This window comes from Streptomyces sp. NPDC028314 (genome assembly GCF_055565795.1).
In genome coordinates this window covers 217802-231897 of the sequence record NZ_JBVHTP010000003.1, presented here as the reverse complement: position 1 = coordinate 231897, position 14096 = coordinate 217802, and the positions used below count along the sequence as shown (strand labels likewise).

The 14096-nt window shown below is 71.7% G+C and carries 12 protein-coding genes; 7 read left to right on the top strand and 5 right to left on the bottom strand.

Features of this window, described 5'->3' with window-relative positions; all coding sequences use genetic code 11:
* Positions 1-120: 120 nt before the first annotated feature.
* Positions 121-813: a TetR/AcrR family transcriptional regulator gene (locus tag ACZ4TG_RS08790; RefSeq protein WP_468160836.1), complete on the bottom strand. Its 693-nt coding sequence runs from the start codon at positions 811-813 to the stop codon at positions 121-123.
* Between the two features lie 124 nt (positions 814-937).
* Between ACZ4TG_RS08790 and abc-f the strand changes: the two genes are divergently transcribed.
* The 3 genes from abc-f (at position 938) to ACZ4TG_RS08775 (ending at position 4727) form a co-directional block, all read left to right on the top strand.
* Positions 938-2608 carry a ribosomal protection-like ABC-F family protein gene (gene abc-f / locus ACZ4TG_RS08785; RefSeq protein WP_468160834.1) on the top strand — a complete coding sequence of 557 codons (1671 nt, stop codon included), beginning with the start codon at positions 938-940 and terminating at the stop codon, positions 2606-2608.
* Between the two features lie 66 nt (positions 2609-2674).
* Complete coding sequence (locus ACZ4TG_RS08780) at positions 2675-3580, top strand: Vgb family protein (RefSeq protein ID WP_468160832.1); 906 nt, start codon at positions 2675-2677, stop codon at positions 3578-3580.
* A 121-nt stretch (positions 3581-3701) separates the two neighbouring features.
* Positions 3702-4727, top strand: coding sequence for a phytase (locus ACZ4TG_RS08775; RefSeq protein ID WP_468160830.1), 1026 nt, complete (start codon positions 3702-3704; stop codon positions 4725-4727).
* Between the two features lie 167 nt (positions 4728-4894).
* On the opposite strand, the gene ACZ4TG_RS08770 is transcribed toward ACZ4TG_RS08775, so the two are convergent.
* Positions 4895-6502 (bottom strand): alpha/beta hydrolase, encoded by a 1608-nt coding sequence (locus ACZ4TG_RS08770; RefSeq protein WP_468160828.1) that lies wholly within the window; start codon positions 6500-6502, stop codon positions 4895-4897.
* 407 nt (positions 6503-6909) lie between these two features.
* Between ACZ4TG_RS08770 and ACZ4TG_RS08765 the strand changes: the two genes are divergently transcribed.
* On the top strand, positions 6910-7158 hold the full coding sequence (locus tag ACZ4TG_RS08765) for a DUF6158 family protein (protein ID WP_468160826.1): 249 nt from the start codon (positions 6910-6912) through the stop codon (positions 7156-7158).
* 48 nt (positions 7159-7206) lie between these two features.
* On the opposite strand, the gene ACZ4TG_RS08760 is transcribed toward ACZ4TG_RS08765, so the two are convergent.
* A complete protein-coding gene (locus ACZ4TG_RS08760; protein ID WP_468160824.1) occupies positions 7207-8085 on the bottom strand; it encodes an isocitrate lyase/PEP mutase family protein in 879 nt (292 codons plus the stop codon).
* A gap of 375 nt (positions 8086-8460) precedes the next feature.
* Between ACZ4TG_RS08760 and glgX the strand changes: the two genes are divergently transcribed.
* Positions 8461-10575: a glycogen debranching protein GlgX gene (glgX, locus tag ACZ4TG_RS08755; protein WP_468161442.1), complete on the top strand. Its 2115-nt coding sequence runs from the start codon at positions 8461-8463 to the stop codon at positions 10573-10575.
* Positions 10576-10612: 37 nt separating this feature from the next.
* On the opposite strand, the gene ACZ4TG_RS08750 is transcribed toward glgX, so the two are convergent.
* A complete protein-coding gene (locus ACZ4TG_RS08750) occupies positions 10613-11881 on the bottom strand; it encodes a YhgE/Pip domain-containing protein (RefSeq protein WP_468160822.1) in 1269 nt (422 codons plus the stop codon).
* Between the two features lie 217 nt (positions 11882-12098).
* Between ACZ4TG_RS08750 and ACZ4TG_RS08745 the strand changes: the two genes are divergently transcribed.
* Together ACZ4TG_RS08745 and ACZ4TG_RS08740 are read left to right on the top strand one after the other, a co-directional pair.
* Complete coding sequence (locus ACZ4TG_RS08745; protein WP_468160820.1) at positions 12099-12623, top strand: hypothetical protein; 525 nt, start codon at positions 12099-12101, stop codon at positions 12621-12623.
* A gap of 45 nt (positions 12624-12668) precedes the next feature.
* Positions 12669-13430 (top strand): maleylpyruvate isomerase family mycothiol-dependent enzyme, encoded by a 762-nt coding sequence (locus tag ACZ4TG_RS08740; RefSeq protein WP_468160818.1) that lies wholly within the window; start codon positions 12669-12671, stop codon positions 13428-13430.
* A gap of 110 nt (positions 13431-13540) precedes the next feature.
* Here ACZ4TG_RS08740 and ACZ4TG_RS08735 read toward each other — a convergent pair whose 3' ends face one another.
* A complete protein-coding gene (locus ACZ4TG_RS08735; protein WP_468160816.1) occupies positions 13541-14089 on the bottom strand; it encodes a GNAT family N-acetyltransferase in 549 nt (182 codons plus the stop codon).
* Positions 14090-14096: the final 7 nt, after the last annotated feature.

The following is a 14096-nucleotide window of genomic DNA, read 5'->3' as shown; positions in this document are numbered from 1 at the left end:
AGATGCTCTTGCCACCAGCGTAGGGCGCGGCAGAAGGCGGCGGGCACCCTGCCCGTGTTCCGGGGCCGGCCGGGCGCGGAGGGCTCGACCCGCGCGGATCCGCCGACGGCTGTGGGCAGGTCAGTGGAACACCCCTGTCCGGGCCGCCGCACACGCGGCCCGCGCGGCGCGGCGGGGCAGTTCCGCGTCGGGGGAGCCCCGTAGGAGGAGCAGTTCCTGGTAGAGCGGGGCCGTGGCCGTGACGAGCAGCGCGCGGGCGTTCAGGCCGGGCGGGATTTCGCCCCGCTCCACGGCCCGCTCGGCGACCGGCGCCGACCGGGCGTAGCGGCCCTCCCAGAAGAGGGTGAGGGCGCGCGCGGCCTCCGCCGAGCGGAAGGACGCGGCGATCAGCGCCGTGGTGAGGCTCGCGCCCGCGCCGGACGGGTGCGGCTGCAGGGCGTCGAAGACCTCCTGGTTGAGCGCGGTGAGGTCCTCCTCCAGGGAGCCGGTGTCGGCCGGGCGCCAGCTGTCGTCGGCGGCGGCGTCGAGGACATCGGCCAGCAGCCCGCCGACGTCGCGCCAGCGCCGGTACACGGTGGTGCGGTGGACACCGGACCGTTCCGCGACGGCGTCGACCGTCAGCGCGTCGTACCCGGCTTCCACGAGCAACTCGCCGACCGCATCGAGGACCTGGGAGCGGATCCGGGCGCTGCGGCCGCCGGTTCGCCGCCGGGGGGTCTCCGTACCGGGCGCCGGTTCCGGCTCAGGCGCCGACTCCGGCCCGGCCTCCGGATCGGGTTCGGAAAGATCGCTTGCGTCTGCGGGGGATGCCATGTCAGCATCTTAACGCAACATCCGTCGCCTTAAGGAGTTCCGATGGTCATCTGCCGCATCCGGCCCGCACGCCGCCGCCCGGCTCCCGTACCCGCCCCTGCCGCCCACCTCTTGGAGTCCACCCATGACCGCGACCTACACCTCCGCACAGCTCACCGCGCTTGACGTCACGAAGGCCTACGTCGGCCGACTCGTCCTCGACGCCGTCAGCTGCTCCGCCACGACGGGGGACCGCCTCGGCATCGTCGGCGAGAACGGATCCGGCAAATCCACGCTCCTCCGCCTCCTCGCCGGCGCCGAACGCCCCGACCAGGGAAAGGTCTTCCTCCGTTCCCGCGGCCGAGTCGGCCACCTCGCCCAGGAGGAACGGCTGCCCGCGCACCTGACCGTCCAACAGGTCATCGACCGGGCTCTCGGCGAACTGCGCACCATGGAAGCCGGCCTGCGCCGGCTGGAGCAGCGCATGGCGGACGGGGACACCTCCGTGTTCGACGCGTACGCCGACCTGCTGACCGGGTACCAACTCCGCGGCGGCTACGAAGCCGACGCGCGCATCGAGCGCGCCCTGCACGGCCTCGGCCTGCTGCGGCTGCGCCGCGACAGCCCCGTCGGCGCGCTCTCCGGCGGCGGACAGGTCCGCTTGCGCCTCGCGACGCTGCTGGCCGCCGAACCCGAAGTCCTGCTCCTCGACGAACCGACCAATCACCTGGACGACAACGCCCTGACCTGGCTGGAGGAGCACCTGCGCGCCCGCCGAGGAATCACGGTCGCGGTCTCCCACGACCGCGTCTTCCTCGACCGCGTTGCGACCTCCCTGCTGGAGGTCGACGCCGACACCCACACAGTCGTGCGCTACGGGAACGGCTACGCCGGCTACCTCGCCGACCGGGCCGCCACGCGCGAGCGCAGGGCGCAGGCCCACGCGGACTGGAGCGCCGAGGTCGCCCGGCTGCGCGACGCCGCTGCCGGCAGCGCGCGGCGGGTCGCACCCGGACGGGGCCGCAAGGACGGCAACAAGATGGCCTACGACCGGGCCGCCGGCCGGGTGCAGCAGTCCCTGGCGAGCCGGGTGCGCCAGGCCGAGGAGCGGCTGGGCCGACTGCTGGCGCATCCGCAGCCGCAGCCACCGGAACCCCTGCGCTTCAGCGCCGTCCCGGCCAGCGGCGGCGTACGCGCGGGAAGGCTCCTGGCGGCGCAAGACGTAGCGGTTCCAGGGCGCCTGGCCCCCACGAGCCTGACCCTCGGGCCGGGCGACCGCCTTCTGATCGGCGGAGCCAACGGCGCCGGGAAGACCACCCTGCTCGACCTCCTGGCCGGAACGGCCGCACCTCCCCGGGGACGCCTGCTGCGCCGTGGTCGGATCGGCCTGCTGAAGCAGCTGCCGGACCCGGTCCCGGACGGGCGGACCGTACTCGCCGCCTTCGGACAGGGGCGTCCCGGACACCCCGAGGAACACGCCGAACAGCTGCTGGCACTCGGGCTGTTCCACCGGGACCGGCTGGGCGTCCCCGTCGGGAGCCTGTCGGCCGGGCAGCGCCAGCGGCTCGCCCTGGCGCGCCTGGTGACGCAGCCGTACGACGTACTGCTCCTCGACGAGCCGACGAACCACCTCTCCCTCGCCCTGGTGGAGGAGCTGGAAGCGGCCCTCGCGGATTTCCCCGGCGCCGTGGTCGTCGTCAGCCACGACCGGATGCTTCGCTCCCGCTGGCAGGGCGAGCGACTCGACCTCGTGACCGCCACGCCCACCGCAGCCGGGCGCTCCGTACGGTCGGCAGCCGCCGACCGCGTCGCCTGACCGGGCACGCGCCGCCCCTGCCAGACCCTCATCCCAGCCGTACCCCCCGTGACGAGAGGATCCCGCATGCCCCACGCCCTCACCGCAGACCGCTCCTTCCCCGTGGCCGACCCGGCCGCAGGCCCGTACGCCCTCACCGCCGGCGCCGACGGCTCGATGTGGTGCACCCTCGTGCACGCGGGCCGGATCGCCCGCCTCACGCCCGAGGGCCGGCTCGACGAGTTCCCGCTGGACTCGGACTCCTGCGGGCCCTCGCTCATCACCGCGGGCCCCGACGGCGCGCTCTGGTTCACCCGGATGCGGGACGACCGGATCGGCCGGATCGACGTGGACGGGCGGGCCCGTTCGTACCCGTTGCCCACCAAGGGCTCCGGCCCGTACGGGATCGCCGCAGGCCCGGACGGCGCGCTCTGGTTCACCCAGCTGCACACCGACCGGATCGGCCGCATCGAGACCGGGGGAGCCGTGGCGGAGTACCCGCTGCCCGGTCTCGCGGGAGCCTTCCCCTCCATGATCACGGCAGGCGGTGACGGCGCGCTGTGGTTCACCCTCAACCAGGCCCACGCCATCGGACGCATCACGCCGGCCGGTGAAGTGACCCTCCATCACCTGCCCACTCCGCAGGCCGCCCCCGTGGGGATCGCGGCCGGCGCCGACGGATCCCTGTGGTTCACCGAGATCGGAGCCGGCAGGATCGGACGGATCACCACCGCGGGGGAGTTCACCGATTTCCCGCTCCCCGACCCCGCCTGCCGTCCCCACGCGATCACCGCCGCGCCCGACGGCTCCGTGTGGTTCACCGAGTGGGCATCCGGTCACATCGGCTCCCTCACGCCCGCAGGCCGGCTGACGGAGCATGCCCTCCCCGACCCCGGTAGCGAACCCCACGGCCTGTCCTTCGGCCCGGACGGTGCGCTGTACGTGGCCCTGGAGAAGGGAGAGATCCTGCGACTGGTCCGTGGCAGGGCCTGAGTCCGCGCCGCCCGCCTCACCCTGCCACGACGCCCCCGCGACCGGTTCAACTGCCGTTCACGCCACGCTCGCCGGGGCTCTCTAGCCTCCTCCTGTCCTTCACCCGACCGAGGGGAACCCGGTGTCATTCGCCTTCTCTGTCCGCGCGGCCGTACTGCCTGCCGCCGCCCTGGTCGCCCTGGCCCTGCCGGCCGCTCCGGCGCAGGCGGCGGCCGTATCCGTCACCGCTGCCGTCGAGACCGTTCCGGTCGCGCACAGCGGTGACGCCGCCGACGACCCCGCGATCTGGGTCCACCCGACCGACCCCGCCAGGTCGGTGGTCGTGGCCACGGACAAGAAGGGCGCGCTGGTGGTCTACGACATGACCGGCGCCCGGATCCAGCGGATCAGCGGCGACTACGGCAACAACGTCGACCTGCGCGGCAACATCGTGGTCTCGGCCGACGACGAGGCGGCCGGCGGCAACGGTGCCATGCACATCTACCGCATCGATCCCGCGACCCGGCAGCTGAAGCGGCTGAAGGACGTACCCACCGAGGTCACCGCGCACGGCATCTGCCTCTACACCTCCCCGGCCACCGGCAAGCTGTACGCCTTCCCCAATTCCACCTCAGGCCGCGTGGAGCAGTGGGAACTCGCCGTCAGCGGCGATTCGGTGACCGCGACCTCCGTCCGCCTGTGGGACGCGGGCTCCGCGGTGGAAGGCTGCTACGCCGACGAGACCACCGGCAAGCTCTACCTCGGCGAGGAGGACGTCGGCGTGTGGGTGTACGGCGCCGAGCCCACCTCCGGCACCAGCCGTACCAAGCTCGACTCCACCGGCTCCGGCGGCCACATCACCGCCGACACCGAGGGCATCACCGCTGCAGGCAACCACATCTACGTCTCCTCCCAGGGCAGCAACGACTTCACCGTCTACGACCGCACCACCCGCGCCTACCTCGGCCGCTTCTCCGTCTCGAACGGGACGGCGGCCGACGATTGCGAGGACACCGACGGCATCGACGCCACGACGGCCAACCTCGGGCCCGCATTCCCCCAGGGGGTCTTCATCTGCCAGGACGGCTCGAACGGCGCCCCCGGCACCAGCGGCAACCAGAATTTCAAGTTCGTGCCGCTCCAGCGGATCACGGCGAACTTCGCCTGACAGCCGCCCGTCGGCCGCGCCTGTCGGCCGACGCCGCCGCCGACGTCGTGCGCCGCACCCTGCCGCAGACGGCCGAGGGGTGCGACGAGTTCGGGGCCGCAGCCGCGGTCGGCTGCGGCCCCGACCGGCAGTACCGGTCTCAGCGCAGGGTGCTCACCGCGGGGTGCTCACCGCAGGGCGGGGATCACATCGCGCGTCTCGTCGACCTCGATGACCGGGGTGCGGCGGGCGAGCGGGTCCGGGGGAGTCTCGTCCGCGCAGACGGTGCCCCGTGCGGGCAGTGCCAGGGTCGCGAGGTAGTCCGTGACCAGGGCGCTGACGCACGCACTCCGGTTGTACGCGGTGTGTCCTTCACCCGCGAACGTCAGCAGCCGTCCGTTGTCCAGCGTCCCGGCGAGGGCCACGGCGTCCTGGTACGGGGTGTCCGGGTCCCCGGTGGTGCCGAGCACCAGGATCGGGGCGGAACCGGTCGCCCGGTAGGAGCCCTCGAAGCGGCTGGGGCGCTCGGCCGGCCACTGGGCGCAGGTGGGCGCGTGGTTGTGGTCGTAGGTGGGCGGCCCCAGGCCGATGGGGGGTCCCAGCAGGGGCGCCGAGGCGACGTGCGCGCTGACCAGCGCGCCCAGGAGCAGCCGGCTCGTCGGGTAGACGCGGTCGGCGCACTCGACGGCCATGTTGACGTTGAGGAAGTCGAAGGACGCGGGCGAGGGGGGCGACAGCAGGAAGGAACCCTGCCGTGCCTGGGCCGCCCGCAAGGCCTCTCCCAGGTAGGGCCAGACCTCCTTGCCCGAGTTGATGTTGAACATCAGGCGGTAGGCCAGGGTGTAACCGGTCGCCGGGCGCCCGCTGGCGGTGATGACCGGGTCGGCGTCCAGGGCCCGCTTGAGCTGTTCGAAGGCCTGCCGGGGCTTGCCCTCGCCGAATCCGCAGGTGGTGGCGTTCTGCGCGCACCAGTCGAGGAACCGGCCGATGGCGGAGTCCAGTGCGACGAACTGCGCGGCGTCGTAGGCGTACGGCACGTCGGCGTAGCGCCGCGGATCGTAGGCCCCGTCCAGGACCATGGCGCGGACGCGCCGGGGGAACTGCGCCGCGTAGACGGTGCCGACGTAGCTGCCGAAGGACCGGCCGTAGAAGGTGAGCGCCTCCTCGCCGAGGGCCTGGCGCAACAGGTCGATGTCCTTGGCGTTGGACCCGGTGCCGACGAACGGCACGAGGTCCCCGGACCGCTGCTGACAGGCGGCGGCGAAGTCGCGGCCCTGCCGGATGGCGTCCTGCAGGGCTCCCGGCCCGGGTACGCCGCGTGCCGCGTCGACGGCGGCCGCGTACTCCTTGTCGTCCCAGCACTCCACCTGTCCGCTGCGCGCCACGCCGCGCATGTCGTACCCGACGACGTCGAAGGCGTCGCGGAGGGAGGCGGGCAGCGCCTCGTAGCTGTCACGGGCGAAGTTCACGCCGGAGTTGCCGGGTCCGCCGGGATGCAGCAGCAGGACGCCGGTGCGGTGCGCCCGGTCGGCCGCGAGCTTGCGCGTGACCGCGAGCGGGATCGTACGCCCCGTGGGCCGGCGGTAGTCCAGCGGCACCTGGGCGGTCGCGCACTCGAAGCCGTCCCCCGGGTCGGCGCAGGGGCCCCAGGACAGCACGGGCACGGGCGGGGCGGCGAGGGTCGTCGCCGTGGCGGCCCGGGGCGCGGCTCCGAGGAGCGCGGTGACCGCGATCAGGACGAGGGCTATTCCCCACACCGTTCGCTTGAGCGGGTCATCAGCCAAACGGGTCTGCATGCGGCGATCCTCCGTCATGGGTGTTGCGGAACGGACGACAACGTAGCCCTGGGCCGCCGCCCGTGTCTGTCCGCCGGGAGTTGATTCCTCCGTACCACCAAGAGGTGACCCTTCCTCCCCCCAGGGGGAGCGTCCGGCTACAACCGGCGTTGTACGTTCTCGGAGAACGCCCGGCTGACGCCCCGGCTCGGCCCGGGCCGCGGTCCCGCTCCCACCCGTAGCCAATCGGATACACACCGTGTAGGCCCAGGGCGTGATCAACCTGGCGCCACCCGGACAGGGCATGGGCGGGTGGGCGGGCACGGCACGGCGCCAAATCCGCCCCAAGGGGGCACCATGATGGAGGGGGCATCGGCTCCGCGATCACTGGTAGCAGCCCTGGTACGGGGCGAGGAGGTGCATCTGCGATGGCAGACCACGAGGGCGGGCCGTCGGCCCCCGACCTGGAAGACGGCCGGTTGCTCAAGGAACTGGAGGGCATCCACCGGACGCGCCACGAGACCTTGCTGCACGGGTCCGATGCCGCCCTGGCCACGCATACGCAGCGGATGAACGAGCTGGAGAGCGAGTACGTTCGCCGCCATCCGAAACGCGCCCAGACCCCTGGCCGCACCCGCTCGGGCGCCCGCGCCCGTACGGACGAGGACAACACGTAGCTCGGCGGCGTCCGGCCACGGCAGGGCGGGACCCCGCCGGCGGGCGGGTCACGCGTTCACGCCCGCGCTGTCGCGTGCGGCGGGGAAGGGGTGGTGGCGGGCGATGTTCTTGGCCAGCAGGCGAGTGGATTCCGTGACCCCGATCTCCTCGCCGCCCTCGGTGGCGGACAAGCGCCCGTCGGCGAGCCGGAGTTCAGCGAGGGCGGTGTCCATCGCCCGGTGCGCGGCGAACAGGCACGGGGTGCTGTAGATCGCGGCATCGATGCCGAGGTCGTCCAGCTCGCTGAGGGAGAGGCGGGGGGACTTGCCGCCGGCGATCTGGTTGAACAGCAGCGGCTTGCCGCCGACGACTCCACGGATCCGCTCGATCCACTCGGTACTGCGGACGCCGTCGACGAGTACGACGTCGGCGTCCGTGGCGGCCAGGGCTTCCGCGCGCCGGAGGATGTCGGCCTCCTCGGTGGCGTCGGTGCGGGCCACGACGACCAGGTCCTGGCGGGTGGCGAGCACCATGTCGAGCTTTTCGAGGTATTCCCCCAGGGGCAGGACCTGCTTCCCGTCCGCGTGTCCGCACCGGCGGGGGCGCTTCTGGTCCTCGAGGATGACGCCGGAGGCGCCGATCCGCTCCAGGCCCGCCACGACGTGGCAGGCCACCTCCGGGTCGACGTACCCGTCGTCGATGTCGACCAGGAGGTGGTGGCGGGGGAACGCGCCGCGCAGCCGCTGGACGAAGCCCATCATGTCCGGCCAGGCGATGAACCCGATGTCGGGCAGCCCGTAGTAGGAGGCCGCGAAACCGAACCCGGAAACGAACATCCCGTCGTAGTGCCCGGCCGCCACGGACGCCGAATACATGTCGTACACGCCGATCAGAGGCGTGGTGCCGGGCTTCGCGATCTGCTCTCGCAGGGTGTTCCCGTAACTCACGGTCAGGCTCCTTCAAGGGCGCTTTTCGGATCGAAGACGGATCGAAGACGGATCGAAGACGGATCGAAGACGGATCGAAGACGGATCGAAGACGGATCGAAGACGGATCGAAGACGGATCGAAGACGGGAAGGCGGCGCCGCGACACGGCGACGCTTTACCCAAAGCAGAGCATTTCCTGACGGTTCCTGGGGAGTGGTCACCGCGCTGGTCCCCTCACACCAACGGCGTAGTCCGTTCACCCCAACCGTCCCTGCCGCTGGGGGTCGCCTCGGGTGGCTCGGGTCCTCGGGTCGGCTCGGGTCGGTGACGCACAGCCGGGATGCGTGGCGCGCGGCGCCCCGCCCCCTTCCCGTGCTTACCTTCCCTGGTGGATATCTCCGCTGGACGTCCTTACCCCCTCGGCGCGACCCCGGACGGCTCGGGGACGAACTTCGCCCTGTTCTCCGACTGCGCGGAGAAGGTGGAACTCTGCCTGATCGGCGACGAGGGCGGCGAGCAGCGGATCGTCCTGCCCGAGGCGGACGGCGGAGTGTGGCACGGCCGGGTCGCCGGAGTCGGCCCCGGGCAGAGGTACGGCTACCGCGTCCACGGTCCCTGGAACCCGGACGAGGGTTTCCGCTGCAATCCGGCCAAGCTGCTGCTCGACCCCTACGCCAGGGCCGTCGACGGACAGATCGACGGCGACTCCTCCCTGAGCGGGCACGATGCCGAGGACCCGAGCCGCCCGGACGGCCACGACAGCCTGGGCCACGTACCACTGGGCGTCGTGACCGGCGGAGAGTTCGACTGGGAGGGGGACCACCCGCCCGGCCACGCGTTTCACGACTCGGTCATCTACGAAGCCCACGTCAAGGGGCTGACCCGCCGCCACCCCGACGTGCCCGAGGCACTACGGGGCACCTACGCCGGGGTCGCGCACCCCGCCGTCGTCCGGCATCTCAAGGAGCTCGGGGTCACGGCCCTAGAGCTCATGCCGGTGCACCAGTTCACCCAGGACGGCTTCCTCACCGACCAGGGTCTGTCGAACTACTGGGGCTACAACACCATCGGCTATTTCGCTCCCCACAACGCCTACGCGGCCGGCGCAAGCCCCGGCGGCCAGGTCACCGAGTTCAAGTCCATGGTCAAGGCCCTGCACGGGGCAGGCATCGAAGTCATCCTCGACGTGGTCTACAACCACACCGCCGAGGGCAACGAGCACGGCCCCACCCTGTCCTTCCGGGGCATCGACAACCCTTCCTACTACCGTCTGGTCGAGGACAGCCCCGCCCACTACTTCGACACGACCGGCACCGGCAACAGCCTTCTGATGCGGCACCCGGCCGTCCTGCAATTGATCATGGACTCGCTCCGGTACTGGGTCACCGAGATGCACGTGGACGGCTTCAGGTTCGACCTCGCCGCAACCCTGGCGCGCCAGTTCCACGACGTCGACAAGCTCTCCGCCTTCTTTGACATCGTCCACCAGGATCCGGTCATCAGCCGCGTCAAACTCATCGCCGAACCCTGGGACATCGCAGAAGGCGGCTACCAGGTCGGCAACTTCCCCGCCCTGTGGAGCGAATGGAACGGACGCTACCGCGATGCCGTCCGCTCCTTCTGGCGAGGTGACGAGTCCTCCCTGCCGGAATTCGCCGCCCGCATCGCCGGCTCCGCCGATCTCTACCAGCCCGACCGCCGGCGCCCCCGCGCGGGCATCAACTTCATCGCCGCGCACGACGGCTTCACCCTGCGCGACCTGGTCTCGTACAACGAGCGCCACAACGAGGCCAACGGCGAGGACGGCCGCGACGGCGACGCCGACAACCGCTCCTGGAACTGCGGTGTGGAGGGACCCACCGGCGACGAGGGCGTTCTCAGCCTCCGGGCGCGGCAGCAGCGCAACATGATGGCCACGCTGTGCCTCTCCCTGGGGGTGCCCATGATCTCCCATGGTGACGAGTTGGGCCGCACGCAGTACGGCAACAACAACGTCTACTGTCAGGACAGCGAACTGTCCTGGATCGACTGGGACCTCGAAGCCGCGAACACGGAGTTGCTCGCGTTCACCCGGCGGGCCTTGGCCCTGCGCCGCGCCCAGCCCGTCCTGCGAAGGCGTCGCTTCCCGCAGGGAGCTCCCACGGACGCGGCCGCTCCGGCCGCCGACATCGTCTGGCTCAGGCCCGACGGCGACTGCATGACCCAGGAGGACTGGGACCGCTCCGACGCCCGCAGCATCACCGTCTATCTCTGCGGGGACCTCCTCGCGGCAGAGGGCGCCGAACGCGCCACGTGGCCGGACTCGCTGCTGCTGATGTACAACGCGGCCGCTGAGGACACGGTCTTCCGCCTTCCGTCCGCCTCCTACGGTGAGACCTGGACGGTCGCCCTCGACACCGCCCTGGCCGGGGGCGACGCGCAGGACGAGACCGAGATCAAAGCGACGGCGACCACGGTCCTGACCGCCCGCAGCATGCGGGTCCTGCGCCGGCCGTCCAGAAGACCGTGAGAGGGCAGGGCAGGGCAGGGCAGGGGGAGAGGCAGGATCAGGCGGGTTGCGGTGTGAGGCGCTTGTGGCCCTTGCGGTCGTAGTAGGCGGTCATGGCGAAACCGAAGAGCAGGGCCAGGACGGTGCCGACCGCGATCATGATCCAGGAGCGGGTGAGTCCGGCGTCACCTCGGGCGTCGAAGTAGAGGATCGCGCGGACGCCGTCGCTGAGCTGGCGCATCGGTTCGAAGTGGGACAGGAAGCGGTAGAAGCCGGGGACCGCCTGGAGCGGAACGGTGGCACCCGATGACGGCAGACCCAGCACGATGAACACGAACATCGACACGAGCTGGCCGATCCCGCCGAACGCGGCGTTGATGGCCTGCACGCCCAGGCCGACGGCGAGGGACGCGCAGTAGGAGTAGATCCACAGCAGGGGCCGGTGGGAGGCGTCCATCCCGAGGACGACGACGCAGGCCAGCATCACCAGCGCGGTGCTGACGAGCGTGATGCCCGCGGTCATCACCATCTTGAGGATCAGCGTCTGGCTACGGTTGATCGGCACGGTCGGGCGGCGGGTGTGCCAGGGGCCGATCTCGTTGTCGGCGTAGCCGAGGGCGGTGTCCACGCCGTTGCTGATGACGTTGCCGCCCATGAACCCGGCCAGCACCAGCAGCAGGGTGTAGTAGAAGGCCGTCAGGCCGAGGCCGCTGTGGGCGCCGATGGGGTGGCCGACCTGGGTGACGACGTCGACCGGGTCGGCGAGCAGCAGCTTCGCGGTGGGGCTCGCCTGGGCGCCGGCGGCCGTCGTGAGCTGTTGGCCGACGGACTGGGATGCGCGGTGGGCGGCCTGGGTCGTGATCTGGCCGGCGAGCGAGGAGCCGAGGCTGCCCTTGCCGGGGTTGGTGAGCACGGTGATGGTCGGCAGTCTCGTGGCCCCGGACGTGGTCAGGGCCGTGACGGAGTCCGTGAAGCCGGCCGGGATCACCAGCGCGCCGTACACCTTGCCGGAGTCGAGCTGGTCCTGGGCCTGGGCGCGGGTCAGCGTGCGCCAGTCGGCCTTGCCGCCCGCGGGGTCGGTGGCGATGGCGGCCGTGATCTGTGACCCCAGGTTCTGTTGCTGCCCGGTCGGTGGTGTGCCGAGGTCGTCGTTGACGAGGGCGATGGGCAGGTCACGCAGATCCGCGTTGGGGTTGACGATGCCGCCCATGTAGAGGAGGGACAGCAGCAGGGCGAGCAGCCCGGTGAGGATCGTGGGGACCAGCCACAGCTGGGGGCGGCGCAGCAGGACCGCGGCAGTGGCTTCAGGGGCGGCGGGCACGGACATGGGTCTCCGTAGCTTTCCGGCGGGACGGCGGTCGAACGGCGGTTGCGGGCGACCGGGCGAGTGATCCCCCGCCGACCTTGCGAGACATCAGGATGGCCCCCGCACCGCGGAAGGCCGCTGTACGCCTCGCACTCCTCCCCCCGTTGCACTAGGCGGCCACACCTCCCTTTCGCCGCGCAGAAAGGGAACGCAAGTTCCGAATTCAATCTTCAAGGTGATGCGCGGAAGGCCGGCGGTGCTGGAAGGCATCGCCGGGTACGTTCCCGTCGGTGTCGTCACCAGCGCGGAGCTCCCGGCGGGCTGGGGTGTCGACGACGCCCGGGTGTACCGCCGCACCGGGATCCGTGAACGGCGGCGCGCGGAGAATCCACTGGTGAACTCGCCTACGAAGCCGGGCGCCGGCCCGGCCGTGGCGGGTGGAGCGCCGGCGGACACGGTGCTCGTCGCGACCTCCACTCCGGACCGTCCGATGCCCGCCATGGCCCCGCTGCTGGCGACGCGCCTCGGCCTCGGCGGCGCGGCGGCCCGGGACGTGAGCGCCGCCTGCAGCGGCTTCGTCTACGGACTGCCCGCGGCCACCGGCGCCCTGCTGTCCGGCTGCGCGGACCGGGTGTTGCTCGTGGCGGCCGATCCGGACGGCCTGTCGGCGGTGAGCGGCGCGGACCGCACGCAAGTTGACATCCCCGACGCTTGCGGATTACCTTCGCCATTACTTAAGGACTTAAACCATCTACTTCCTTAAGTATCCTCGCCACCTGGGCAGCATCACCAGAGGAAGGGCACAGACATGACCCCCGCCCGGCACGGAGCGGCCGTCGCGGCCGAGACCGCCGCATTCGTCACCACGGTCACGGCAGCAGACCTCTCCACCCCGGTGCCGACCTGCCCCGGCTGGACCCTCGCCGACCTCACGCAGCACGTCGGCAGCGTGCACCGGTGGTTCACCGAGCTGCTTCGCCGACGCGTCCAGCAGCCGCCCACCAGCCGGGACGTGGACCTGCGTCTCCCGGAGCGCCCCGACGCTCTGCCGGACTGGCTGGCCGCGAGCGCGGCAGAGGCCGCCGAGGTGTTCGCCGCCACCGACCTGGACGCGCCGATGTGGGCCTGGGGAGTCGACCAGCACGCCCGGTTCTGGGTCCGGCGCATGCTCTTCGAGACCCTCGTCCACCGGGCCGACGCCCAACTCGCACTGGGGCTCTCACCGCACATCGACCGCCCCCTGGCGGTCGACGGCATCGACGAGTTCCTCACCAACCTGCCGTTCGCATCCCCTTTCGCGCCGCTGACCGCCCAACTGCGCGCCCCTGACCGGACCGTTCGCTTCAGCTGCACGGACGGCGACGGCGACTGGCTCGTCGCCTTGCGCCCCGACGGCTTCGCTTTGGTGGCCGACCGAGCCGAGCCCCGCACGGCGGACGCCACGGTCCGGGGAACGGCCGCGGACCTCCTGCTGCTCCTCTACGGCCGTCTGGACCGCCGGAGCGAGGCCTTCGACCTGCTCGGCGACCCGGACCTGCTCACCCACTGGTTCAGCCACTCGGCCTTCTAGGCTTCGCGCGGGGAGAACGCTGTCGCAGCGGCGGACCGGGCCGAGCGCGAGCGCCTGGAGCCGGAGCAGGAGGCCCGGGCCGGTCACCATGTCCCGTCGAGGCCGTACGGCTACCCGGCCTGAATCGCGTCCGCCGGGATCTCGAAGACGATCGCGATCCCGTCGCGCTCGTTCCCCCGCTCGCCGACGCGCGTGAAACCGAAGCCCGCGATGGTGGCCAAGGAGGCGTTGTTGTCGGCTCCGATCGTGGCCCGCACGGTCCTGACACCGGGTTCGGCGGCGGCCCTGGCGAGCAGGGCCGTCAGCATGGCGCGGGCATAGCCCTGGCGGCGGTACCCGGGCACGACGGTGTAGCCGACCTCGACCACGCCGGCCTCGTCCGGCGGCCCGTGGAACCCTGCGTCGCCGACGACGGCCCCGTCCGGCTCGGACACCGCGGCCCGGGTGATCCAGGGCGCTGCGGACGGGTCCTCGGCGAGCTGGTTCGCGCGATAGTCGAAGATCCGGCGGGCCCGGTCGCAGACGAAGTGTTCGTCAAGGGCGACCCCGGCCTCGGCGCTGCCGCCGGCGAGGTCACCGTCGGCGAGCGCCCGTAGAGCCTTTGCGCTGAGCTCGACGAAGCGGACGCGTTTGGCGATGGGGAGAAGTTCGTTGTTCATCGCGGAG

What these genes read in the sequence shown, in the direction of transcription:
- ACZ4TG_RS08745 (WP_468160820.1), top strand. Translation starts at nt 12,099, where the DNA reads ATGCGCGGAAGGCCGGCGGTGCTGGAAGGCATCGCCGGGTACGTTCCC.
- ACZ4TG_RS08735 (WP_468160816.1), bottom strand. Translation starts at nt 14,089, where the DNA reads ATGAACAACGAACTTCTCCCCATCGCCAAACGCGTCCGCTTCGTCGAG.
- ACZ4TG_RS08750 (WP_468160822.1), bottom strand. Translation starts at nt 11,881, where the DNA reads ATGTCCGTGCCCGCCGCCCCTGAAGCCACTGCCGCGGTCCTGCTGCGC.
- ACZ4TG_RS08765 (WP_468160826.1), top strand. Translation starts at nt 6,910, where the DNA reads ATGGCAGACCACGAGGGCGGGCCGTCGGCCCCCGACCTGGAAGACGGC.
- ACZ4TG_RS08780 (WP_468160832.1), top strand. Translation starts at nt 2,675, where the DNA reads ATGCCCCACGCCCTCACCGCAGACCGCTCCTTCCCCGTGGCCGACCCG.
- ACZ4TG_RS08790 (WP_468160836.1), bottom strand. Translation starts at nt 813, where the DNA reads ATGGCATCCCCCGCAGACGCAAGCGATCTTTCCGAACCCGATCCGGAG.
- abc-f (WP_468160834.1), top strand. Translation starts at nt 938, where the DNA reads ATGACCGCGACCTACACCTCCGCACAGCTCACCGCGCTTGACGTCACG.
- ACZ4TG_RS08770 (WP_468160828.1), bottom strand. Translation starts at nt 6,502, where the DNA reads ATGCAGACCCGTTTGGCTGATGACCCGCTCAAGCGAACGGTGTGGGGA.
- ACZ4TG_RS08740 (WP_468160818.1), top strand. Translation starts at nt 12,669, where the DNA reads ATGACCCCCGCCCGGCACGGAGCGGCCGTCGCGGCCGAGACCGCCGCA.